Below are 22,459 nucleotides of genomic sequence, written 5' to 3'. Positions count from 1 at the left end.
CAGCCTAGGTCGCGGGCGGTCACAGGTGGTCCAGGTACTCGATCAGGACGCCCTCGCGCAGTGCCCACGGGCAGATCTCGAGCGTCTCGACGCCGAACAGGTCCATCGTCGCCTCGGCCACGACCGCGCCCGCGCGCATCTGGTGCGCGCGCACGACCGAGACGCCCGGCATCGCCGCGATCTCGGCGTCCGAGGCGGTGCGCAGCGTGACCGTCAGGTCGGCGAGGTCCGACCGGCGCAGCTCGCGGCGCACGTACGGCCCCTGGGCCGACGGCGCGGCACCGCACATCCGTGCGAGCGAGCGGAACGTCTTGCTGGTGGCGACGGCGCGGTCGAACGGCCCCGGGCGCAGGATCTGGCCCGCGACGGTGCCGATGCGCCGGCGGACCTCGGTGCGCAGCTCGTCGTACGAAAGGCCACGGTCGAGCCACTCGCGGGTGAGCCGGCCGGCGCCCAGCGGGAGCGAGGTGGCGACCTCGGGCGACTCGTCGGCGCCCACGGCGACCTCGAGCGAGCCGCCACCGATGTCGAAGACGCCGAGGCGGCCGGCGGACCAGCCGAACCAGCGGCGGACGGCCAGGAAGGTCAGTCGCGCCTCGTCCTCGCCGGGCAGGATCTGCAGGCGCGTCCCGCTGGCCTCGTGCACGCGCTCGATCACCTCGTCGGCGTTGCCGGCCTCGCGCACGGCGGAGGTGGCGAACGCGATGACGCGCTCCGCCCCCGTGTCCCGGGCCTGCGACGCGGCCTCGGTCGCGTACTTGGCGAGTCGGTCGATGCCGTCGGCCGTCACGTGGCCCTCGGAGTCGAGGTGCTCGGCCAGCCGCAGCGGCTCGCTGAACGAGTGCGCCGGCAGCGGGGGCCCGCCGCGGAAGGCGTCGACGATGAGGAGGTGGCCGGTGTTGGACCCGATGTCGAGCACGCCGATGCGCATGGTGTCAGTGTGGCATCGACCCGCGGGGGCGTGCAGGGTTCAGGACCGGAAGACGCCCGTCCACGCGATCTCGCGGTACACGAACGGGGCGAGCGTCTCGGCGTAGCGCGCGGACACGTGGTTGTCGTCGCGGTGCACGCCCACGCCGCCGATCACGGCCGGGCACGACTCGTCGTCGCAGAAGTAGCGCCACATGTCGACGAAGCGCGCGCCCTCGACCCGCTCGGCGGCCGGCCGGAAGGCGTCCCACTGGTTGATGACGTCCTCGCGCGCGGTCGCGCAGTCGTCCCAGTCGGCCGGGTCCGTGGCCAGCAGGCACTGGTCCGGATCGCTCTTCACGTGGGGGTTGTCGCGCAGCGCCACGATCGGGACGCCCTTCGCCGCGACGGGCTCCCACGCCTCGACGAGGCCGTTCACCTGCTCCTCCCGCGGGCCCACCATGCGGCCGCTGTACGCCGTCGTGACGATGACGTCGTAGTCGGTGGCGTGCTGGTCGAGCCACGCGGCGAGGTTCTCGCGCCAGCTCTCGCACGAGGCGACGCGCGCGGCGTCCTTGTCCTTGATCGGGTGAGTGCTCCACGCACAGCTCGCCTTGGACGTGGCGTCGACCGTGAGGACGCCGCGCTGCGCGAGCCGGCGGAAGGCGCCGAACAGGACGCGGGCGTGCGAGTCGCCCACGACGAGGACGCGCGGCGCCTCGTCGTCGATGCTGCCGAGGTCGCACACGTGCACCTCGTCGTCGTGCGGCTGCGACCAGCAGCCGATGAAGGGCTCGAAGTTCGTGCCGATGAGCTCGGGCGCGGGGTCCGTGGTGCCCTCGAGGTCGGGGTTCGCGCAGGGCTCACCCGCCGCCCGGGCGCCGATCTCGGACGCGCCGTAGCAGTCGGGCAGGTCGGCCGTCACGAACCGCTGGACCTGCGCGACGTCGGCCTCGATGGCCTCGGCCCGCTCCGTGCCGGGCACCGTCACGAGGACGGCGGCGACGAGCGCCCCCACGGTCAGGGCCGACCACGCGACGCCGTGCGCCACGACCGCTCGCACGACGGCGATCGCCGCGACCGTGACGGCCGCGACGCCGATGATCACCACCAGCAGCTGCGCGCGGTCGACGAGGCCCAGGTCGCGTCCGGCCGCCTCGGGCGCGAGCCGCAGCGCGGGGCCGGCCAGGCAGAAGCCCGCCCACGCGAGCGCCGCGCCCCACGTCGCGACGCGGTCGCCCAGCAGGCGGACCGGCGACCCGGGGGCGAGCCCGGCGATGGCCGCGACGATGCCGGCCACGGCGCCCAGCACGCTCAGCAGCACCGGCCCGGAGACGGTCGCCGCGACGAGCCCGACGACGACGGCCGTCGCCCAGGCCAGCGGCGCGAGGCGGCCCGGGACGGGCCTGCCTCGGTCGACGGCGAACGCGACCAGCACGCCGAGGCCGACGGGCCAGAACCGCGCGCCCAGGTGCCCGGCCGGGTCGATCGCCCACCACACGAACGAGCCGGCCGAGAGCAGCAGGACGACCGTCTCGATGCCGCTCGCCAGCCGTGTCGCGAGCCAGCGCAGGGCCAGCACGACCGCGGCCGACTGCACCAGCAGCGCCACGAGCCAGAAGGACGAGACCGGGGAGTCCGGCGCCATCGCGCCCACATTGGCGGCACCGACGGCGGCCTCGCGGACGTCGCGCAGCATCGCGGGCCAGTCGCGCAGCTCGGCCCAGCGCTGGACGGCGATCCCGACGCCGACCAGCACGAGCAGGGGGACGACCAGTAACCGCAGACCCGCGGCGATCGACGGCCCGACCGGCCGGTCGCGGTCGACGAGCAGAACCTGTCCCAGCAGCGCGCCGGCGCACACCAGGAGGATCTCGACGGCGATCGCGGCACCGGGCAGGCGTCCCGGCCACGCCGTCCCCAGCACGAGCAGCGCGAGCGCCACCCCCGCGGTGCCTCGCCAGACCGGCTCCGTCCGTCCCCTCACGACCACGATTCATCACCCTACGGGGGCGGTCATGGTGGCCTACCCTGTGTCCGTGGCCGAGGTCGATCTGGGATTCCCGCGCTCCTTCGTGGAGTTCCGCAACCCCGACGACGCGACCGAGGTGTTCCGGTGCGACCTCACGTGGCTCACGTCGCGCTGGACCTGCATCTTCGGCGCCGGCTGCCCCGGCATCTACGACACCTCGCCCGACGCCGGCTGCTGCACCCTGGGCGCCCACTTCAGCGACGACGACGACGTGGCCCGCGTGGCGGAGTTCGTCGAGCGGCTCGACCCGACCGAGTGGGAGCTCCACGACGCGGGGCGCCGCGACGGCTGGACCGAGCGCGACGAGGACGGCGAGCTCAAGACCCGGACGGTCGACGGCGCCTGCATCTTCCACAACTCCCGTGGCTTCCCGGGTGGGTACGGCTGCGCCCTGCACGCGCACGCGCTGGCGACCGGCCTGGAGCCGCACACGACCAAGCCGGACGTGTGCTGGCAGCTGCCGTTGCGGCGCGAGTTCCGGGAGGTCGATCCCGGCGACGGGGACACGTACACCGAGGTCCGGATCGGCGAGTACACGCGCGCCGGCTGGGGCCCCGGCGGCGCCGACCTGGACTGGTACTGCTCGTCCAACACGGACGCGCACGTCGGGCGGGACCCCGTCTACGTCGGCAGCCGCGCCGAGCTGACGGCCCTCATGGGCGAGGCCGGCTACGCCGAGCTGGTCCGGCACTGCGAGCGATTCCTGGCCGACGGCGTGCCGGTCCCCCACCCCGCCGACTGATCCGGACCCCCGCCTCCGCGGGGAACGGAGGCTGGGCAACAATGCCGTATGCACCTCGACCATCTTTCGTTCGCGGTCGGCCCCGCCGGCCTGGCGGCGACCACGACCGAGTTGAGCGAGAAGTTCGGCGCGGAGTTCCTGGAGGGTGGCGTCCACCCCCGGTTCGGCACCACGAACATGATCCTGCCGCTCAGGCACCGGCAGTACCTGCAGGTCGTCGAGGCGCTCGAGCACCCGGCCGCCGACAAGGCCCCGTACGGGCAGGCCGTGAAGGCCCGCTCCGAGCTCGGCGGCGGCTGGATGGGCTGGTGCGTGAGCGTCGAGGACATCAAGCCCGTCGAGCACCGTCTCGGCCGCCACTCGGTCCCGGGCAACCGACACCGTCCCGACGGCTTCAACCTCACGTGGCGCCAGATCGGCGTGAACGGCATGCGGTCCGATCCGCAGCTGCCCTACGTCATGTGCTGGGACCAGCCCGAGGAGCACCCCTCGACGATGTGCGAGTCCGACATCGAGCTCGTCGCGCTGGAGATCGCCGGCAGCCCCGAGCGCCTCGCCGACTGGCTCGGCGAGCCCGCCGTCGGCGCTCTCGAGCAGATCGACGTCCGCTGGGTCGCCCCGAACGGCGCGCCCGGCGTCCTGGCCGCCGAGTTCCAGACCCCCAACGGCCTCGTCCGCCTCTGACCCCGCGGTGATCGGGCGACGGTCCACAGCGCGCCCGCGTCGTCGCGGTCCTGTCGGTCCGTCCTCCTAGGCTGGTCCCCATGCCGCCCAAGACCGCGTCCGCCTTCGCCTGCACCGAGTGCGGCTGGACCACCGGCAAGTGGGTCGGTCGCTGTGGCGAGTGTCAGGCGTGGGGCACGGTCGAGGCCGTCGGCTCCAGCGCGCGCACGGGCCGCACGGCCGCCGCGCCCGTCTCCAGCCCGGCCGTCCCGATCGCCGACGTGACGGCCACCGAGGCGGCCGCCGTGGGCTCCGGCATCGCCGAGCTCGACCGCGTGCTCGGCGGCGGAGTCGTGGCCGGCGCGGTCATGCTCATGGCGGGCGAGCCGGGGGTAGGCAAGTCCACCCTGCTGCTCGAGGTGGCCGCGCGCTGGGCGCGCGCCGGCCGCCGCACGCTCTACGTCTCGGGCGAGGAGTCCGCCGCGCAGGTGCGCCTGCGGGCCGAGCGCACGGGCGCCCTCGCGGACGAGCTCTACCTCGCTGCCGAGACCGACCTCGGCGGCCTGCTCACGCACATCGACGCGGTCAAGCCCAGCCTGCTGATCGTCGACTCCGTGCAGACGATCGGCTCGTCCTCGATCGACGGCGTGCCCGGCGGCGTCACGCAGGTCCGCGAGGTCGCTGCCACCGTGATCGGCCGCGCCAAGGCCGAGGGCATCGCCACGCTGCTCGTCGGCCACGTGACGAAGGACGGCTCGGTGGCCGGCCCTCGCGTGCTCGAGCACCTCGTCGACGTCGTCCTGCAGTTCGAGGGCGACCGCACCAGCCGGCTGCGACTGCTGCGCGCCACCAAGAACCGCTTCGGGCCCGTCGACGAGATCGGCTGCTTCGACCTCGTCGACGCCGGCATCGTCGAGGTGCCGGACCCCACGGGCCTGTTCGTCTCGCGGCACGAGTCGCCCGTGGCGGGCACGTGCGTGACGGTGACGATGGAGGGTCGCCGCCCGCTCCTGGCCGAGGTGCAGGCCCTCACGGTCGCGGCCACCACGCCCTCGCCGCGGCGCTCATCCAGCGGCCTGGACTCCTCGCGCGTGGCGATGCTGCTCGCGGTGCTGAGCAAGACGGGCGTGGCGCTGGGCAACCAGGACGTCTACACGGCCTCCGTCGGCGGCGCCCGCCTGCACGAGCCGGCGGTCGACCTCGCGGTGGCGCTCGCGGTCATCTCGGCCGCGGGCGGCTCGCCGCTGCCGGGCGGCCTGGTCGCGATCGGCGAGGTCGGCCTGGCCGGCGAGGTCCGTCCGGTGCGCGGCGTCGAGGCGCGCCTGCGCGAGGCCGCGCGCATCGGGTTCACCCACGCGATCGTCCCGAACGGCACCGAGGACCTCGGCCGCGTCGGACTCAAGGTGCTCCGCACGGCGGATCTGGCATCCGCACTGCGCGCCCTCCCATAGGATGGCCCGGTCACGTTCCATCACCGACGACGGGAGACGCCGTGGCTGCTGCGGACCTGCGGGGCACGCTGGCCTCCGTCGCGCCCGGAACACCGCTGCGTGAGGGCCTCGAGCGCATCCTGCGCGGCCGCACGGGCGCCCTCGTCGTGATCGGTCACGACCGCGTCATCGACTCGATCTCCACCGGCGGCTTCGCGCTCGACGTGCCGTTCACGGCCACGGGCCTGCGCGAGCTGGCCAAGATGGACGGTGCGATCATCCTCGACTCGTCCGCCAGCCGGATCGTCCGCGCCGCCGTGCACCTCATGCCGGATCCGTCGATCCCCACCACCGAGTCCGGCACGCGCCACCGCACCGCCGAGCGCGTCGCCCGCCAGACCGGAATCCCGGTCATCTCGGTGTCGGCCTCGATGCACATGATCGCGCTGTACCTCGACGACGTCCGCCACGTGCTCGAGGAGCCGACGGCGGTCGTGAGCCGCGCCAACCAGGCGCTGCAGACGCTGGAGCGCTACCGCACGCGCCTCGACGAGGTCTCCGACGCGCTCTCCGCGCTCGAGGTCGAGGACCTGGTGACGGTCCGTGACGTCACGGCCGTGGCGCAGCGGCTCGAGATGGTGCGCCGCATCTCCGACGAGATCGACACGTACGTCCTCGAGCTGGGCTCCGACGGGCGCCTGCTGTCGCTGCAGCTCAACGAGCTGGTCGCCGGTGTCGACGCCGAGCGCGGCCTCGTGGTGCGCGACTACCTGCCCGCCGGATCGGACGACCGCGTCGAGCAGGTCCTGGACTCGTTGGCCGACCTCGACTCCGAGCAGGTGCTCGACCTGGGCACCGTCGCCTCGGCGCTGCAGATCGGCGACGCGAACTCGCTGGACTCGTCGGTCTCGCCGCACGGCTACCGGCTGCTGGCCCGCATCCCGCGCCTGCCCGGCTCGGTCGTGGACCGGCTCATCGCGCACTTCGGCACGCTGCAGCGGCTGCTGGGCGCGAGCCTCGACGACCTCCAGGCCGTGGAGGGCGTGGGCGACCTGCGCGCCCGCGGCGTCCGCGACGGCCTCTCCCGCCTCGCCGAGTCCAGCATCCTCGAGCGCTACGTCTAGACGCGGGCCTCGAACGCTGCGCGCTCTCGGTGCCGCGCGATCGAGTCAGTCGCCGGCGCCGGCCGAGGGCGTCTGCGTGGGGCGCTCGGGCGTGGGCACGGTGGTCGGCTTCACCGTCGGTCTGGTGACCGCCGCGGACGCGGCCGGAGCCGTCGTCGGCGCGGGCGTCTCGGGGGCGCGCTGGGCGAGCTTGAACGTGACCTGGCCGGGCTCGCCGCCGTACGTGCCGATCTTGAGCGTGTAGGTGCCGGCCGGGGCGAAGCCCTCGCTGGTGCCGCAGGCCGTGCCCGAGCCGCGGCCGTTCCACTCGACCGTGGTCACGGTGCCCCACCCGGCCGGGACGGCGACGGGCTGGTCGAAGAAGGCGGCGCGGCACACGGACGAGTCGTAGATCGGGGCCCGGTCGGTGTCGACGACGGCGAGCAGCTCGTCGGCGCTGGGCCGGAAGGTGCACGCCTCGCCGTCGAGCGCGGTGATCATCAGGTCGATCGTGACGGGGGCGCCGGCCTCCTGGCCCGACGCGACCGACGGCACGATCCGGACGTTGTCCGGCTTGCAGACGGTCGTGGAGGTCTCGATGGCGACGGGCACCTGGTCGGCCGGCGGCGCGGTCGTGGGCGTCGTGGTGGGCGCGGCGGTCGTGGGAGCGGCGGCGGCCGGGGCGGGGTCGGGCTTCTCCTCGTCCCCGCGGACGAGGCCGACGACCTGCACGACACCCCACACGATCGCGATCAGGACCGCCAGCACGAGCAGTCGGCGACGCCAGTAGACGTCACGACCGACCTGCCGAGTGCTCACCGGTCCACGGTATCCGTCGCGACACCGCGTGAAAGGATCGACGCGCCATGCCTGAGCCCACTCCCCCGGCCGACGAGCTGCACCGCCGCCTGCTCGACTGGTTCGCCGTGCACCGGCGGTCGCTGCCGTGGCGCGACGACCCCGCGCCGTGGCGGGTGATGGTCTCGGAGTTCATGCTGCAGCAGACGCCCGTCTCGCGGGTGCTGCCGGTCTTCGAGGCGTGGCTGGAGCGCTGGCCCACGCCGGCCGACCTGGCCGCCGAGCCCTCGGGCGAGGCAGTCCGCGCGTGGGGCCGCCTGGGCTATCCGCGCCGGGCGCTGCGCCTGCACGCGGCGGCGGTCGAGATCACCGAGCGCCACGGCGGCCGCGTCCCCGGGACGTACGAGGAGCTGCTGTCGCTGCCGGGCGTCGGCGACTACACGGCCGCGGCCATCGCCTCGTTCGCGCACGCGCAGCGCGCCGTCGTGCTCGACACGAACGTGCGCCGCGTCCTCGCCCGCGTCGTGCAGGGCGTGCAGTACCCGTCGCCGTCGGTCACCCGGACCGAGCGCGACCTCGCAGCCTCGCTGCTGCCCGACGACGCGCCCACCGCGGCGCGGTGGGCGATCTCGACGATGGAGCTCGGGGCGCTCGTGTGCACGGCGCGCTCGCCGCGCTGCGACGCGTGCCCGGTCGCCGACCTGTGCGCGTGGCGCGCCGCCGGGTACCCCGAGCACGACGGGCCGGCCCGGCGCGGTCAGGCCTGGGACGGCACCGATCGCCAGTGCCGCGGCCGGCTCATGGCCGTCCTCCGCGACGCGTCGGACCCGGTCGCGAAGGCCGACCTCGACGCGGCGTGGCCCGACGCCGTCCAGCGCGAGCGCTGCCTGGACTCGCTCCTCGACGACGGCCTGCTCGACCTGACCGACGACGGCCGGTTCACGCTGCCCGCCTGACCCTCGTCGCCGCCCGCTCTCCGCGAGTGGCGCAGAAGTGCCCGCCACTCGGCGAGTGGCGGGCGACTTTGCGCCACTCGCGACCCCGGTGTGCGCCACTCGGCGAACGCGACCCGGGCAAGCCTCAGCGACCCTCGAACCGCGGCGGCCGCTTCTCGATGAACGCGCTCACGCCCTCGGCCACGTCCTTGCTGTCGTTGACGATCATGACGGCCATCTGCGCGTCGCCCAGCGACTCCTCGAGCGTGTTCGTCAGGCCGCGGACCATCATCTTCTTGGCCATGCGGATCGCCAGCGGCGCCCGGCGTGCCAGTGCCTCGGCACGCTCCATCGTCACGCGCTCGAGCTCGTCGTGCGGGACGACCTCCCCGACCAGGCCGAGACGCAGCGCCTCGTCCGCGTCGTAGACCTCCCCGAAATAGGTCATGCGCAGCGCCTGCTCCAGGCCGAGGAAGCGCGGGAACAGCCAGGCACCGCCCTCGTCGGGCAGCAGGCCGGCCGTGCCGGAGGTGTCGCCGAGGCGCGCCCGGTCGCTCGCGATCCGCAGGTCGCACAGCAGCGCCAGGGTCAGCCCGCCGGCGACGGCCGGGCCGTTGACCATCGCGATGGTCGGCTTCTCCAGGCGGTGCAGCGCCATCGTGAGCGCGTGGAAGCCCTCGCGCATGACGGTGGCGTGACTCAGGGTGCGGGTGGCCGCGATGTGCTCGTCCTCCTCGCTGCGGATGTCGCCGCCGGAGCAGAAGGCGTCCTCGGCACCGGTGATGACGAGGACCCGCAGGTCGTCGTCGGACGCGTAGCGGCCGATGGCGTCGACGCACTCCTGCGCGAGCTTCACGTCGTAGGCGTTCTTGCGGCGCGGCCGGTCGAGCGTGAGCCGGGCGATGTGGTCCGCCACGACCTCGTAGCGGATGGACTCGTACGTCATGCGTTCTCCTCGCATCGATGGGTTCGTCAGGATCCGGTGAATCGGGGCTCGCGCCGCTCGAGGAACGCGTTCGCGGCCTCGACGAGATCGGTCGTCCGCGCGCAGTCGACGTGCCGCTCGGCCTCGATCGCGCTGGCCTCGGAGAAGCCGAGGCGCGCGGCGTCGGAGAAGTTGGCCTTCAGCCCGGCCAGGGCGCGCGGGGCCTTCTTCGCGAGGCTGAGCGCGAGGTCGCGCACCTCGGACTCGAACGTCTCGGCGGGGTGCACCGCGCTCACCAGGCCCCAGTCGAGCGCGGTCCCGGGGTCGACCTTCTGGTTGAGGAACGCCAGCTGCTTCGCCCGCGACTCACCCAGCAGCCGGGTCAGCAGCCAGGTCCCGCCGAAGTCGCCGGAGAGCGCGGCGTCGACGAACGCGGAGCGGAAGACGGCGGCGGAGGAGCTGACGCGCAGGTCGCAGGCCGCCGCCAGGGACAGGCCGGCGCCCGCGCAGGCGCCGTTGACGGCCGCGATCGACACGGCGTGCGAGGACCGCAGCAGCTCGGACGTGCGCATGTGCCGGTGCAGCTTCTCGATCGAGGCGCCGCGGGACACGGGCTCGGCGTCGCCGGACGCGCTGAAGGCGTCGAGGTCGCCACCGACGCAGAATCCGCGGCCCGCCCCGGTCAGCACGATGACGCGGACCTGCTCGTCGGCCGTCACCTCGGCGACGACGTCGACGAGGCGGTCGAGCATCGCGTCGCTCATCGCGTTCAGCCGGTCGGGCCGGTTCAACGTGATGTGAGCGACCCCCTCCGAACGGTCGAGCAGGACTGGATTCTCCGCGTCGTGGACTCCCACAGCACCTCTCCTCACGGCCGTGTCGTGCCGAAAGTCAAGTCCCGACTGAAGTAGAAGTCAAGTTCAAAATTAAAGTTGACGTCAGTCTCAGTTTCGGTCTAGCGTGACGTGAGTCACGTCCCGGACGGGGTGCACGACCGGCCGTCCGGAGGACTGGCGGAACCGTGCCCTCGAGACCGAAAGGCCGTCACATGGAGTTCTCCTTCAGCCGCGAGCAGGAGGACCTGCGCCGTTCCGTGAGGGACTTCCTCGCGCGTCGCTCCGGCAGCCAGGCCCGCAACCGACTCCTCACCTCCGGGTACGAGCTCGACCGGGACCTGTGGAACGCCCTCGCCCAGCAGCTCGGCCTCCAGGGACTGGCCGTCCCTGACGGGCAGGGAGGCAGCGGCGCGGGCTTCATGGAGACGGCGATCGTCCTGGAGGAGCTCGGCCGCGACGGCTACGCCGGCCCCTACCTCTCGACGGTCATCGCGAGCTGGGTGCTGGAGCAGACCGGGTCCGAGCGCCTCGAGTCGCTCGCCGACGGCTCGCGCATCTTCACCGTCGCGATCGCCGACGAGGGCGGCACGTGGTCCGCCCCGGGCCACGCCACCCGGGCGCACGCCGTGTCGGACGGTCACCGCGTGTCCGGGCACAAGGTCAACGTGACCGACCTCGACACCGCCGACGAGTTCATCGTCCTGGCCCGGCTGCCCGAGGGCCCGGCCTGGTTCGCCGTCGAGCGCGACGCCCCCGGCGTCACGGTCGACGTGCGCGAGAGCCTGGACCTCACCCGGCCCGTGGGCCACCTCGTGCTGCACGACGTGCCGGCGACCCTCGTCGTCGATCCCCTGTCCGCCGAGCGCGTGCTCGCCGAGGTCAACAACCGGGCCGCGGTCGCCCTGGCGGCCGAGATGGTCGGCGGCGCCGCCGCCGCTCTGGAGCAGTCCGTCTCCTGGAGCCTCGAGCGCACGCAGTTCGGCCGCCCGATCGGCTCGTTCCAGGCGATCAAGCACATGTGCGCGGACGCGCTCGTCGAGATCGAGACCGCCCGCGTCCTGACCAACTACGCGGCCTGGGCGATCGACGAGGGCGCGCCCGACCGCAGCGTCGTGGCCTCGATGGCCAAGCAGGCCGCCTCCGACGCCTTCGCCCTCGCCGCCGGCAACAACATCCAGATCCACGGCGGCATCGGCTTCACGTGGGAGCACTCGGCCCACCTGTACTTCCGCCGCGCCAAGGCCTCCTCGGCGCTGTTCGGCACCCCGAAGCGGCACCGCGACCGCATCGCCGACCTGCTCGCCGTCTGACCCGCCCCACGACCGAACCGGAGCCCCGCATGAACCCGACGTTCTCACCCGAGGTGCAGGCCTTCCAGAAGGACTTCGCCACCGTTCTGCACGACCTGGTTCCCGCCGACTGGGCCGGAGCCGGCGCGCTGCCCCAGGAGGAGTACAACGACTTCGCCGAGCGCATCCGCAAGGAGCTGTACGAGCGCGGCTACATCGGCGTCTCGTGGCCCAAGGAGTACGGCGGGCGCGGCCTCAGCCCCGAGTACCACGTCGCGCTGACCGAGGAGCTCACCCGGCACGGCCTGCCGCAGGCCATCGCCAGCGACGTGTTCGGCATCCAGATGTTCGGCAGCACGCTGATGGCCTTCGGCACCGAGGAGCAGAAGCAGCGGTTCCTGCCGCGCATCCTCAGCGGCGAGGACAAGTGGTGCCAGGGCTACTCCGAGCCGCAGTCCGGCTCGGACCTGGCCAGCGCCGCGACGAGTGCCGTCCTCGAGGACGGCCAGTGGCGCATCAACGGCCAGAAGATCTGGACGTCGACGGCGCACATCGCGGACTGGATCTTCGTGCTGGTCCGCACCGATCCGTCGGCGGCCAAGCACCGCGGGCTCACCCTGCTCGCGTGCCCCATGGACCAGCCCGGCATCGAGGTCCGCCAGATCAAGCAGATCTCGGGCGAGGCCGACTTCAACGAGGTCTTCTTCACCGACGCCGTCACGCCCGTCGAGAACACGATCGGCGAGGTCAACGACGGCTGGCGCGTCGCCACGGCGCTGCTCGAGCACGAGCGCGGCGGCGCGGCCGCGGTGCTCGCGGTCCGCTTCTCCGAGGAGCTCGACCGTCTCGAGCAGCTGGCCCGCGAGCACGGCCGCAACCACGAGGAGGGCATCCGCCAGCGCATCGCGTGGTGCCGCTCGCGCGTCCTGGCCATGCGCCTCATGGGCTACCGCGCGCTGACGCGCAGCCTCTCCGGCGAGGGCATCGGCCCCGAGGGCGCCATGAACAAGTACTTCTGGTCCGAGTACCACCGCGTGCTGACCGAGCTGTCGATGGACATCCTCGGCGACCACGTCCTGACGCTCGAGGGCCGCCGTCCCGCGATCCCCGACGGACCCGACGCCCCCGGTGCGCCGACCGACAGCGCGGGCTGGATCACGAACTTCCTCAACGCCCGGTCGAGCACGATCTTCGCCGGGACGTCGCAGGTGCAGCGGAACCTGCTCGCCGAGAAGATCCTCGGCATGCCGCGCGAGCCGAAGGTGCAGGCCGACCGCAGCCGCTGAGCAGCACCCGTCCCCTCTCACCGTCGAAAGGCAGCCGTCCATGTCGAACGCCACGCAGGCCCTGTGGGACCACGCCGAGGCCCGTCCCGATGTCGTCGCGCTGCGCGTGGACGGCGAGGAGTGGACCTTCGGCGACGTGCGCCGGGCGTCGGCACAGTGGGCGGGGCGGCTGCTGGAGGCGGGCATCGGGCCGGGCGACCGCGTCCTGCTGGCGGCGGGGACGCGTGCCGACTGGGTCTTCGCGTACCACGGCATCCTCGCCGTGGGCGCGATCGCCGTGACGGTCAACCCGGACTCGACGGCCCACGAGCTGGCCTACTTCCTCGACGACTCCGGAGCGGCCCTCGCCCTGCTCGGCGACCGGACGCGCGAGCGCGTCGAGCAGTCCGACCGGGTCCTGGACGTCACGGTGTGGACGCTCGACCCCCAGCAGCCGGCGGCCGTGCCGTCGGACCTGCCCCGCGCGGTCGATCCCGACGACGGCGCGGTGATCATGTACACCTCCGGCACGACGGGGCAGCCCAAGGGCGCGCAGCTGACGCACCACGGCATCGTCGGCAGCGCGCGCTCCGTCATCGAGGCCATCGAGATCACCGGCGCGGACCACTTCGGCACCGCCCTGCCCCTCTTCCACGTGTTCGGCCAGGTCACGATCCTGCGCACGGCCTACGAGGCCGGGCTGCCCGTCACCCTGATGTCGAGGTTCGACGCGGACGGCCTGCTCACCACGGCGGCCCGCCACGGCGTCACGCTGCTGGCCGGCGTGCCGACCATGTGGAACGCGATGGTCAACACCGGGCCCGAGTCCGACGCGCTCGACCTCTCCGCGCTGCGTCTCGCCCTCTCCGGCGGGGCGGGCCTGCCCACGCAGGTGGCCCAGCGGTTCGAGGAGCGGTTCGGCTGCCAGATCATCGCCGGCTACGGACTCACCGAGACCTCGGGAGCCGGCGCGTGCCCCCGCCCGGGCGTGCCGCACAAGCCCGAGAGCGCCGGCGAGGCGTGGCCCGGCGTCGAGCTCGCGATCTTCGACCTGGAGCGGAACCAGCTGCCGCCGGGCGAGATCGGCGAGATCGGCATCCGCTGCGAGATGAACCTGAAGAGCTACTGGAACCGTCCCGAGGCCACCGCCCGCGCGTGGCACGATGACTGGTTCCTCACCGGGGACCTCGGCCGCCTCGACGAGGACGGCTGCCTGTGGGTCGTCGACCGCATCAAGGACCTGATCATCCGCGGCGGCTACAACGTTTACCCCAAGGAGCTCGAGGAGATCCTCTACACCCACCCCGACGTGCTCGAGGCCGCGGTGGTGGGCGTGCCCGACGAGCGCCTCGGCGAGGAGATCGCCGCCGTCATCGCGCTGCGCGAGGGCCGCGAGCTCGACGTCCCGCGCATGCAGGCGTGGATGGCCGAGCGGATCGCGCCGTACAAGACCCCGCGGATCTACCACGTCGTCCCGGCGCTGCCGAAGGGCTCGACGGGCAAGATCCTCAAGCGCGAGATCGATCGCACGCAGGTGGACGCGCAGGGGTTCCGCACGGTCAGGACACCGGGGCCCGTCCCGGCGTCCTGACCACGACCGTCAGGGAGCAGCCATGATCCTTCACCGCCCCGAGCTGATCGAGGAGTTCACGTCCGCCGGGCTGTGGTCCACGCACCACACCCTGCTCGACGATCTCGAGCGCGCCGCCCGGACGGTCCCCGACCGGGTCGCGTACGCGGACCCGCCGAACCGCGCGAGCCTCATCGGCTCGGAGCCCACGAGCCTGACGTGGCGCCAGCTCGACGAGGCGGCCGACGGACTCGCGACGGCCCTCGTCGACCGAGGCCTGGGCAAGGACGAGGTCGTGGTCGTGCAGTCGCCCAACGTCGTCGAGCTCCCGCTGCTCTACCTGGCCGTGTGCCGCGCCGGCGGGATCATCTCCCCCGTCCCGATGCAGTGGCGGTCGAAGGACATCTCCTACGTCGCCGGCCTGACCGGCGCGCGGTTCCTCGTCGCCCCCGAGGCGTTCAAGGGCCATCGCCCGCTCGACGATGCGCGCGGCTGGGTCCACGACTCGTCCGTCGAGCACGTCATCGACCTGGCGGACGTGTCGACGCTGGCGTCCACGGCTCCCGACCGCGACGTGCTGGCGGAGCGCCGTCCCGGCCCCAACGACGTGTTCACGCTGTGCTGGACTTCCGGGACCGAGAGCCAGCCGAAGGGCTGCCCGCTCACCCACAACAACTGGAACTTCGGCGGACAGGCGCTGGTCAGGAGCCTGAGCCTGCGCGAGGGCAGCCACCGCCAGGTCGCGGCGGCACCGGTCACGAACATGCTCGGCGTCTGCCTCACGATCACGGTGAACCTGCGCCTGGGCGGATCGGTGGCCCTGCACCACCCGCTCGAGCTCGACCTGCTGATGCGGCAGATCAACGAGCACGAGACGCAGTTCCTCATCCTGCCGCCCGCGATCCTGCGCCAGCTGCTGAACGCGCCCGAGGGCTCGCTCGACCTCTCCTCGGTGGACTCGATCATGACAGGCGGCTCGCCGCCGGCGACGTCGCTCATCGAGGGGTACCGCGACCGGTGGGGCGTCGAGATCGTGAACGGCTGGGGGATGAACGAGGGTGCCGGCCTGTGGGCCGGGCCCGACGACGTCCCCGACGCCGAGCGCCGCTCGACGCACCTGCCCTGGTACGGACTGCCCGGCCACGACTGGCCCTCGGGCATCGGCGGCATGCGGTACAAGGTCGTCGGCGACGACGGCGTCCCCACGACGACGCCCGGCGACGTCGGCGAGCTGCTGGTCCGCGGGCCGCTGACCTTCCCCGGCTACTTCAACCGCCCCGACCTGCTCGAGCGCACCTTCGACGACGAGGGCTACCTGCACACGGGCGACCTGTTCCAGGTGAAGGGCGACGGCTTCCTGTCGTACTTCGACCGCAAGAAGGACATCATCATCCGGGGCGGCTTCAACGTCAGCGCCGCGGAGGTCGAGAACCACGCGATCAGCGCGCCGGGGGTCCTGGACTGCGCCGCGGTCGGGGTGCCCGACGAGGAGCTCGGCGAGCGCGTGTGCCTCGTCGTCGTCCCGCGCGACCCGCAGCGTCCGCCGAGCCTCGACGACGTGCTGGCGCACCTGCGCGGGATCGGCCTCGCGGTCTACAAGCTGCCCGAGCTCATCGAGTACATGCCCGAGCTGCCGCGCAACCCCGTGGGCAAGCTGCTCAAGCGCGACATCCGCCAGGCCGTCCGCGCCGCCGTGCGCGCCTGAGCCCCGATCCCCCGCACCACCGAGAACCGGAGCAGAAGGAGAGCCACCATGGCAGCAGAGTCCGACGTGATCCTCGTCGACACCGTCGACGGCGTCGCGACGATCACCATCAACCGTCCCGACGTCTACAACGCGTGGAACCACGAGGTCCAGTCACGCCTGTTCGGCCTGTTCGACGAGCTCGCCCACGACGAGGCGGTGCGTGCCGTCATCATCACCGGCGCCGGCAAGGCGTTCTCCTCCGGCGCCGACATGGAGATCCTCTCCGAGGGCGACGGCGGCACGGCGGCCGGCAGCCGCCCGCTGCTCGCGCCGATGTGGTTCCCCAAGCCGATCATCGCCGCCATCAACGGGGCCTGTGCCGGCATCGGCCTGCAGCTGGCTCTGATGTGCGACGTGCGCATCGCGTCGCAGGAGGCCAAGTTCACGACGGCGTTCGCCCGGCGCGGCCTCATCGCCGAGCACGGCCTGAGCTGGCTGTTCGCTCGCCTCACGTCGCTCGCCACCGCGACCGAGCTGCTCATGTCCGGCCGCGTCTTCCGCGGCGACGAGGCCGAGCGGCTCGGCGTCGTCCACTTCGCCGTGCCCCACGACGAGGTCCTCGACCGCGCCCGCGCGTATGCGCAGGACCTGGCGGACAACGTCTCCCCCACCGCGATGGCCGTCATCAAGTGGCAGATGTACAACCACTACGACCGTCCGCTGATCGAGTCGATCGACCACTCCGACGAGCTCATGCGCCATTCCGCCGCCCGGCCCGACCTGGCCGAGGGCGTCGCGAGCTTCCTCGAGCGGCGCCAGCCGAAGTTCGCGCCCCTGGACCACTCCGCCGTCCCGCTGACCACGTTCACGGCCAAGGAGTGACCGCTCGCGCCTCCTGTGTGGGAGCAGGGGGTGCGACCGAAGGGCCCCGTCCGCTGATGCGGACGGGGCCCTTCTGTCACGGCCGGGAGGACGGGGATCCGGCCGGACGCCTCAGCCGACCCGCAGCCAGGTCCGGATCGCGTCGCCGATCCGGCTGATCGAGAAGGCGGCCAGCACGATCACGAGCCCCGGGACGACCGTCGCGAACGGCGCCTGCGTGAAGAACAGGTAGGCGTCCGCGAGGTCGCCGCCCCACGACGGATGGGGCGGGTTCACGCCGAGCCCCAGGAAGCCGAGGGCGGCCTGGACGATCATCGCGACGCTCGCGAGGCTGCAGGCCTGCACCAGCACGGGGGCGAAGCTGTTCGGCAGGACGTGCCGGAACGCGGCCCGCGTGTGGCTCACCCCGAGCGAGCGGGCGACGAGCAGGTAGTCAGCGCGCCGGATGGGCTGGATGTTCGACCGCAGCAGCATCGCGATGCTCGGCGAGAAGATGAACCCGAGCGCCACCATCGACATGTTGAGGCCCGACCCCACCACGCCCGTGATGGCGACGGCCAGGACGAGGCCGGGGATGGACAAGATGGCGTCCGCGACGCGCATGCTCACCTCGTCGAGCGGGCCGCCGAGGTAGCCGGCGACGAGTCCCCAGGGGATGCCGATCGCCAGGAACACGATCACCGCGATCGCGGTGCCCCGGAACGAGGCCGTCGCGCCGTACATGAGCCGGCTCAGGACGTCGCGGCCCGCCTGGTCGGTGCCGAGCCAGTGCTCGGCCGACGGGGACGCGAACGTGTTCCCGGCCTCGGTTCGCAGCGGATCGTACGGGGCGATCCACGGGGCGAGGACGCCGACGATGACGAGCAGCGCCACCACGACGAGCGCGAACACGACCGTCGGGGTGAAGGTCCGGTCCGATCGCGAGCGCCGGCCGACGGCCGCGGCTCGTCCGGTCGTGATGTTCTGGGCGATGGTCACGCGAAGGCCTTCCTGCGACGGGGATCGATCGCCGTGAGCACGACGTCGGCGATGAGGGAGAGCATGACGACCGCGAACGCCAGCAGCAGGACGATCGCCTGCAGCGCGGCGAAGTCACGGAAGTGGACCGCGTCGACGATGGAGGCGCCCAGGCCGGGCAGGACGAAGACGACGTCGATGATGACGAGCTCGCCGACGAGCGTCGACGCCAGGAACGGGATGAAGGTGATGACCGGCCCGACGGCGTTGCGCAGCGCCAGGTCGAAGTTGATCCGCGCCGCGCCCACGCCCATGGCCCGGGCGGCCCGCACGTAAGGGCTCTCGAGCGCCGCGACCATCGCGCTGCGCACGTGCCGGATCGTGAAGGCGGTCGGCGGGACCGCGATCAGCAGCACCGGCATCGCGATGGACTCCAGGTGCGGGATCACGCCCTCGGACCACGGCGTGTAGCCGTTCACGGGCAGCAGCCCCAGCATCGCGCCGAAGATGCCGGCGCACATCGTCGAGATCCAGAAGACGGGGACCGAGACGCCCAGGCCCGACGCGGCGAACGCGAACCGGCCCAGCGCCGTCTCCCGCTTGATCGCCGCGAACATCCCGATGGCGCCGCCGAGCAGCAGGGCGACGAGCATGCCCAGCCCGACGATCTCCAGGCTCGAGGCCAGACGCGGGCCGATCACGTCGACGACCGGCAGGCCCGTGGCGTACGAGGTGCCGAAGTCGCCCTTCAGGACGCCGCCGAGCCAGCTGAGGTACTGCTCCCAGACCGGCCGGTCGAGGCCGTAGCGCTCGTTGATCATCTTGATCGTGTCCGGGTTGTCGGAGCCGCCGAGCAGCGCGTCGGCGGGCCCGCCCGGGATGATCACGCGCAGCATGAACGACAGCAGCGTGATGAGGAACAGGGTGGGGACGACCACCCTCAGACGACGGAGGAGCTGACGGGTCACGCGACACCTCGCCGATCGGGTCGATGGAGCGGTTCGTACTGCTCGAACTCCAGTGGGGGCATCTCGATGAACTCGTTGTGCGCCCCGTGGATCCTGGGGATGCTCTGGATGAGCGCCTGCGTGTAGGGGTGACCCGGGTGCGCGATGACCTCCGTCGCCACGCCGGTCTCGACGACGCGGCCGCGGTACATGACCGCGAGGCGGTCCGAGACCTCGTCGAGCACGCCGATGTCGTGCGAGATCAGCATGACGGCGAGCCGTCGCTCGTCGGTCACCTGGCGGATGATGTCCATGACCTCGCGCTGGACGGTGACGTCCAGCGCCGTCGTGGGCTCGTCCGCGAACAGGACGTCGGCGCCGCACACGAGCGCCATCGCGATCATGACGCGCTGGCACATGCCGCCCGACAGCTCGTGCGGGTAGCTCTCCAGCACCCGGCCCACGTCGCGCAGCTGCACGTCGTGCAGGGCCTGGACGATGCGCTCGCGCGCCTCGGCCTTCGTGCAGTCGACGTTGGCCCGCACCGCGAGCTCGAGCTGGCGCTCGATCTGCACGACCGGGTTCAGCGCGGTCACGGTCTCCTGGAAGATCATCGTCATCCCGCGCCCGCGGACCTTGGCGCGCTCGGACTCCCGCGCCCCGACCAGCTCGCGACCCTTGAACCGGATCGAGCCGCTGATCGAGGCGTTGGACGGGGTCAGCCCGAGGGCGGCGAGGGCGGTCATGCTCTTGCCGCTCCCGGACTGCCCGGCCACCCCCAGGATCTCGCCGGGATACAGGTCCAGCGAGACGTCCACGACGGCCTTCTGGGGTCCGCCGAAGTCCACCTCGAGCTCGCGGACCGACAGGATCGGCTCGTCTCGGGAGACCTCGGACTCGGTGAGATCACTGGGGTGTGACATGGCGTCGTCCTTACTCGGCGGGCCGCAGCGCGGCCATGTCGATGTCGAACTCGTTCAGTCGCGGCTCGTGGGCCTTGACGGACGTGTGGTGGGCGAACGCCTTCGGCTTGGTGAACATGTTGGCCATGTTCGGGTTCTTCGCCGCCTCGACCTGGATCTGCTTGGCCAGCTCGACGCGCTCGTCGTGGTCCAGCGTCACCTCGAACTTGTCGAGCAGGCCGAAGTCGACGACCTCGGCGTGGCCGACGTTGTAGATCGACTTGCCGAACTCGGCGTTGAACGTGTCGCGCGGCGTGGGCTGGCTCGGCCAGCTCGTGAAGTAGCAGTCGGGCGCCTTCTCGGCGGCGGCGATGTCGCCGCCCTTGTAGAACTTCGCCATGACCTCCGACAGCTCGCTGACCTCGAGGTCGACCTTGATGCCGACGGCCTCGAGCTGCTCGAGGATGTACGGCGACGAGGTCTCGTAGCCCGATCCGGTGTACGTCACGCACTTGAGCTCGACGCCGTCGGGGTGGCCCGCGTCGGCGAGCAGCTGCTTGGCCTTCTTCTGGTCGTACGTCCACAGGGACTGCGTCTCGTCACTGCTGTACTCCGAGGACGGCGGGTACATGCTCTGCGTGGCCTCGCCCTTGCCGTCGGTGCCGGCCTTCGCGAGCGCGTCGCGGTCCAGCGCGTAGTTGAAGGCCTCGCGCACGCGCTTGTCCTTCATGACGGGCGAGACCATGTTGAACTGCACGTGGTAGTGCGCGAGCGAGGGGTTGACCTCGACCTCGATGTCCTTGGCCTTCGACAGCGTGTCGACGTCGGTCAGCGCCGTGCGCGCCGCGACCTGGATCTGGCCGGACTGCAGGGCCTGGTTCATCGAGACGGGCGTCTTGAAGAACTTCAGGTCGATCGTCTCGTAGAACCCGCGGTCCTTGTTCCAGTAGTCGGGGTTCTTCGTGAGCACCATCTGCGAGCCCGAGACGTTCGTCTTGACGACGTACGGGCCGGAGCCGATCGGGTCCGCGGAGACGTCCTCGTTGCTGGCGGCGATCGCCTTGGGCGAGACCATGAAGCCCGAGTTGCTCGCGAGCTGCTCGGCCAGCCACGCGCTCTCGCTGGACAGGTTGAGCTTCAGCTCCGTCGGCGACACGACCTCGACCGAGCCGACGGACGTGATCTGGCCGAGCTTCGTGAGCTTGAAGTTCCGCTCCAGGTTCGTCTTGACGGCCTCGGCGTCGACGGGGGTGCCGTCGGAGAACTTGACGCCCTCGCGCAGGGTGAGCGAGAAGCTCTTGCCGTCGTCGGAGTAGCCCCACTCGGTGGCCAGGCCCTCCTTGACCTTGCCGTCCACGTCGGTCTCGAGCAGCCGGTCGTAGATCAGTCGCAGGAAGGTCATGTCGTGCCCGCCCGTGACGTTGACGGGGTCGAGGCTGCTGGGCATGAGCAGCGACCCTGCCTTCAGGGTCGTGCTGTCCCCCTTGGTGTCACCGGACCCACTACAGGCGGCCAGTGCTCCGACGAGGGCCGCCACGGCGACCCAACGTGCTGCTGCGAAGATGCGCTTCACGAGACTCCCTCTTTCGATGTGGTGAACGTGCGATCACGTGGATTCGTGCTCACGGTGGTTCTCTCCAGGCGGGGAATGGCCTGCAGGAGCTTCTGGGTGTACGGGTGCTGCGGACGGTCGATCACGTCCCGCACCGGGCCCTCCTCGACGACCTCGCCCTGCTGCATCACCACGACGCGGTCGGCGAGCTGGCTGACGACGGCCAGGTCGTGCGAGATGAAGACGATGGCGATGCCCTCGTCGCGGCGGATCTGCACGAGCAGGTTCAGGATCTTCGCCCGCACCGAGACGTCGAGCGCCGAGACCGACTCGTCGCACACGAGCACGCTGGGCCTGGCGGCGAGCGCGCGGGCGATCGCGACGCGCTGCTTCTGGCCGCCCGACAGCTCGCGCGGCTTGCGGTCGACGAGGGCGGGATCGAGGCCGACGCGCTCGAGGTAGGGCACCGCTTGCGCGACGTGCTCCTTCGTGATGCGCCCGCCGCGGGCGATCGCCTCGGCGATGATGCGCCCGACGCTCATGCGCGGGTTCACCGCCGTCGACGAGTCCTGGAAGATCATCTGGACGCCGGCGCGGCCGGAGTTCGGCACCTTGTCCCAGTCCTCGACCGTGGTCCCGTCGAAGGTCAGCCGGCCGGACGTGGCCCGCAGGAACCCGGCGACCACCATGCCCAGCGTCGACTTGCCGCTGCCGGACTCGCCGACGACGCCGACGATCTCGCGAGGGGCGACGTGCAGGCTCACCCCACGGACCGCACGCAGCACTCCACCGATCGCGAGCCGGTACTCGACGACCAGGTCCTCCACGGTCAGCACCGCGCCGAGCTCGTCGTGCGTCGTGATTTCCATGCATCCTCCAAGGTCGGATGCGTGTAGGCTAGGTCACATTGAAACTGACATCAAGTTTATTTTCGGCATGATTCGTCAGCTTCGACCAGCGCCCGGGAGCGCTTACGGCAGACCCGACCCGGGCGCGCTTCGCGCTGCCGTTGCAGGTCTTTCGCAGGGCCGGGCC

General features: G+C 72.0%; 20 protein-coding genes. 10 read left to right on the top strand and 10 right to left on the bottom strand.

From position 1 onward, the window contains the following. Nucleotides 1–19: 19 nt before the first annotated feature. On the bottom strand, nucleotides 20–931 hold the full coding sequence (locus AB3M81_RS01550) for a Ppx/GppA family phosphatase (RefSeq protein ID WP_412902152.1): 912 nt from the start codon (nucleotides 929–931) through the stop codon (nucleotides 20–22). Between the two features lie 39 nt (nucleotides 932–970). Then, complete coding sequence (locus AB3M81_RS01545) at nucleotides 971–2,896, bottom strand: SGNH hydrolase domain-containing protein (protein WP_412902151.1); 1,926 nt, start codon at nucleotides 2,894–2,896, stop codon at nucleotides 971–973. Nucleotides 2,897–2,948: 52 nt separating this feature from the next. Here AB3M81_RS01545 and AB3M81_RS01540 point away from each other — a divergent pair, with 52 nt between their 5' ends. From AB3M81_RS01540 to disA, 4 genes are all read left to right on the top strand, one after another. Beyond that, complete coding sequence (locus AB3M81_RS01540; RefSeq protein ID WP_412902150.1) at nucleotides 2,949–3,683, top strand: DUF3109 family protein; 735 nt, start codon at nucleotides 2,949–2,951, stop codon at nucleotides 3,681–3,683. A gap of 48 nt (nucleotides 3,684–3,731) precedes the next feature. Beyond that, nucleotides 3,732–4,367: a VOC family protein gene (locus AB3M81_RS01535; RefSeq protein ID WP_412902149.1), complete on the top strand. Its 636-nt coding sequence runs from the start codon at nucleotides 3,732–3,734 to the stop codon at nucleotides 4,365–4,367. Nucleotides 4,368–4,447: 80 nt separating this feature from the next. Next, on the top strand, nucleotides 4,448–5,797 hold the full coding sequence (radA, locus tag AB3M81_RS01530) for a DNA repair protein RadA (protein ID WP_412902148.1): 1,350 nt from the start codon (nucleotides 4,448–4,450) through the stop codon (nucleotides 5,795–5,797). A 41-nt stretch (nucleotides 5,798–5,838) separates the two neighbouring features. After that, on the top strand, nucleotides 5,839–6,900 hold the full coding sequence (gene disA / locus AB3M81_RS01525; RefSeq protein WP_412902147.1) for a DNA integrity scanning diadenylate cyclase DisA: 1,062 nt from the start codon (nucleotides 5,839–5,841) through the stop codon (nucleotides 6,898–6,900). Between the two features lie 45 nt (nucleotides 6,901–6,945). Here the strand turns inward: disA and AB3M81_RS01520 are convergent, their stop codons facing one another. Beyond that, nucleotides 6,946–7,698 (bottom strand): hypothetical protein, encoded by a 753-nt coding sequence (locus tag AB3M81_RS01520; protein ID WP_412902146.1) that lies wholly within the window; start codon nucleotides 7,696–7,698, stop codon nucleotides 6,946–6,948. 47 nt (nucleotides 7,699–7,745) lie between these two features. Between AB3M81_RS01520 and AB3M81_RS01515 the strand changes: the two genes are divergently transcribed. Continuing rightward, nucleotides 7,746–8,633: an HhH-GPD family protein gene (locus AB3M81_RS01515; protein ID WP_412902145.1), complete on the top strand. Its 888-nt coding sequence runs from the start codon at nucleotides 7,746–7,748 to the stop codon at nucleotides 8,631–8,633. A 124-nt stretch (nucleotides 8,634–8,757) separates the two neighbouring features. On the opposite strand, the gene AB3M81_RS01510 is transcribed toward AB3M81_RS01515, so the two are convergent. Then, nucleotides 8,758–9,558 (bottom strand): enoyl-CoA hydratase/isomerase family protein, encoded by an 801-nt coding sequence (locus tag AB3M81_RS01510; protein WP_412902144.1) that lies wholly within the window; start codon nucleotides 9,556–9,558, stop codon nucleotides 8,758–8,760. A 26-nt stretch (nucleotides 9,559–9,584) separates the two neighbouring features. Then, nucleotides 9,585–10,394: an enoyl-CoA hydratase/isomerase family protein gene (locus AB3M81_RS01505; RefSeq protein WP_412902143.1), complete on the bottom strand. Its 810-nt coding sequence runs from the start codon at nucleotides 10,392–10,394 to the stop codon at nucleotides 9,585–9,587. A 191-nt stretch (nucleotides 10,395–10,585) separates the two neighbouring features. On the opposite strand from AB3M81_RS01505, the gene AB3M81_RS01500 reads away from it, so the two are divergent. Genes AB3M81_RS01500 through AB3M81_RS01480 form a run of 5 tightly spaced genes read left to right on the top strand, consistent with a single transcriptional unit; the run spans nucleotide 10,586 to nucleotide 17,066 of the window. Continuing rightward, nucleotides 10,586–11,683 (top strand): acyl-CoA dehydrogenase family protein, encoded by a 1,098-nt coding sequence (locus tag AB3M81_RS01500; RefSeq protein WP_412902142.1) that lies wholly within the window; start codon nucleotides 10,586–10,588, stop codon nucleotides 11,681–11,683. 29 nt (nucleotides 11,684–11,712) lie between these two features. After that, nucleotides 11,713–12,948: an acyl-CoA dehydrogenase family protein gene (locus AB3M81_RS01495; protein WP_412902141.1), complete on the top strand. Its 1,236-nt coding sequence runs from the start codon at nucleotides 11,713–11,715 to the stop codon at nucleotides 12,946–12,948. Nucleotides 12,949–12,988: 40 nt separating this feature from the next. Continuing rightward, nucleotides 12,989–14,518 (top strand): class I adenylate-forming enzyme family protein, encoded by a 1,530-nt coding sequence (locus tag AB3M81_RS01490; protein ID WP_412902140.1) that lies wholly within the window; start codon nucleotides 12,989–12,991, stop codon nucleotides 14,516–14,518. Between the two features lie 22 nt (nucleotides 14,519–14,540). Then, complete coding sequence (locus tag AB3M81_RS01485) at nucleotides 14,541–16,202, top strand: class I adenylate-forming enzyme family protein (protein WP_412902139.1); 1,662 nt, start codon at nucleotides 14,541–14,543, stop codon at nucleotides 16,200–16,202. Between the two features lie 48 nt (nucleotides 16,203–16,250). Then, a complete protein-coding gene (locus AB3M81_RS01480; protein WP_412902138.1) occupies nucleotides 16,251–17,066 on the top strand; it encodes an enoyl-CoA hydratase-related protein in 816 nt (271 codons plus the stop codon). A 111-nt stretch (nucleotides 17,067–17,177) separates the two neighbouring features. Here AB3M81_RS01480 and AB3M81_RS01475 read toward each other — a convergent pair whose 3' ends face one another. The 5 genes from AB3M81_RS01475 to AB3M81_RS01455 are packed head-to-tail and all read right to left on the bottom strand — an operon-like array spanning nucleotide 17,178 to nucleotide 22,293. Then, complete coding sequence (locus tag AB3M81_RS01475) at nucleotides 17,178–18,044, bottom strand: ABC transporter permease (RefSeq protein ID WP_412902137.1); 867 nt, start codon at nucleotides 18,042–18,044, stop codon at nucleotides 17,178–17,180. Continuing rightward, entirely contained in the window at nucleotides 18,041–18,991 is a 951-nt protein-coding gene (locus AB3M81_RS01470) for an ABC transporter permease (RefSeq protein ID WP_412902136.1), read from the bottom strand. The genes AB3M81_RS01475 and AB3M81_RS01470 overlap by 4 nt, the downstream gene beginning before the upstream one ends. Next, a complete protein-coding gene (locus AB3M81_RS01465) occupies nucleotides 18,988–19,893 on the bottom strand; it encodes an ABC transporter ATP-binding protein (protein WP_412902135.1) in 906 nt (301 codons plus the stop codon). Before AB3M81_RS01465 ends, AB3M81_RS01470 begins: the two co-directional genes overlap by 4 nt. A gap of 10 nt (nucleotides 19,894–19,903) precedes the next feature. After that, the gene (locus tag AB3M81_RS01460; RefSeq protein WP_412902134.1) at nucleotides 19,904–21,445 is read right to left on the bottom strand and encodes an ABC transporter substrate-binding protein; all 1,542 of its coding nucleotides are present in this window, start codon (nucleotides 21,443–21,445) and stop codon (nucleotides 19,904–19,906) included. Beyond that, a complete protein-coding gene (locus AB3M81_RS01455) occupies nucleotides 21,442–22,293 on the bottom strand; it encodes an ABC transporter ATP-binding protein (protein ID WP_412902133.1) in 852 nt (283 codons plus the stop codon). The genes AB3M81_RS01460 and AB3M81_RS01455 overlap by 4 nt, the downstream gene beginning before the upstream one ends. Nucleotides 22,294–22,459: the final 166 nt, after the last annotated feature.

It is taken from the genome of Aeromicrobium jepli (assembly GCF_047246605.1).
Classification (GTDB): Bacteria; Actinomycetota; Actinomycetes; order Propionibacteriales; family Nocardioidaceae; genus Aeromicrobium.
The sequence above is the reverse complement of the archived record's forward strand: the minus strand, read 5'-3'. Positions and strand labels throughout refer to the sequence as shown.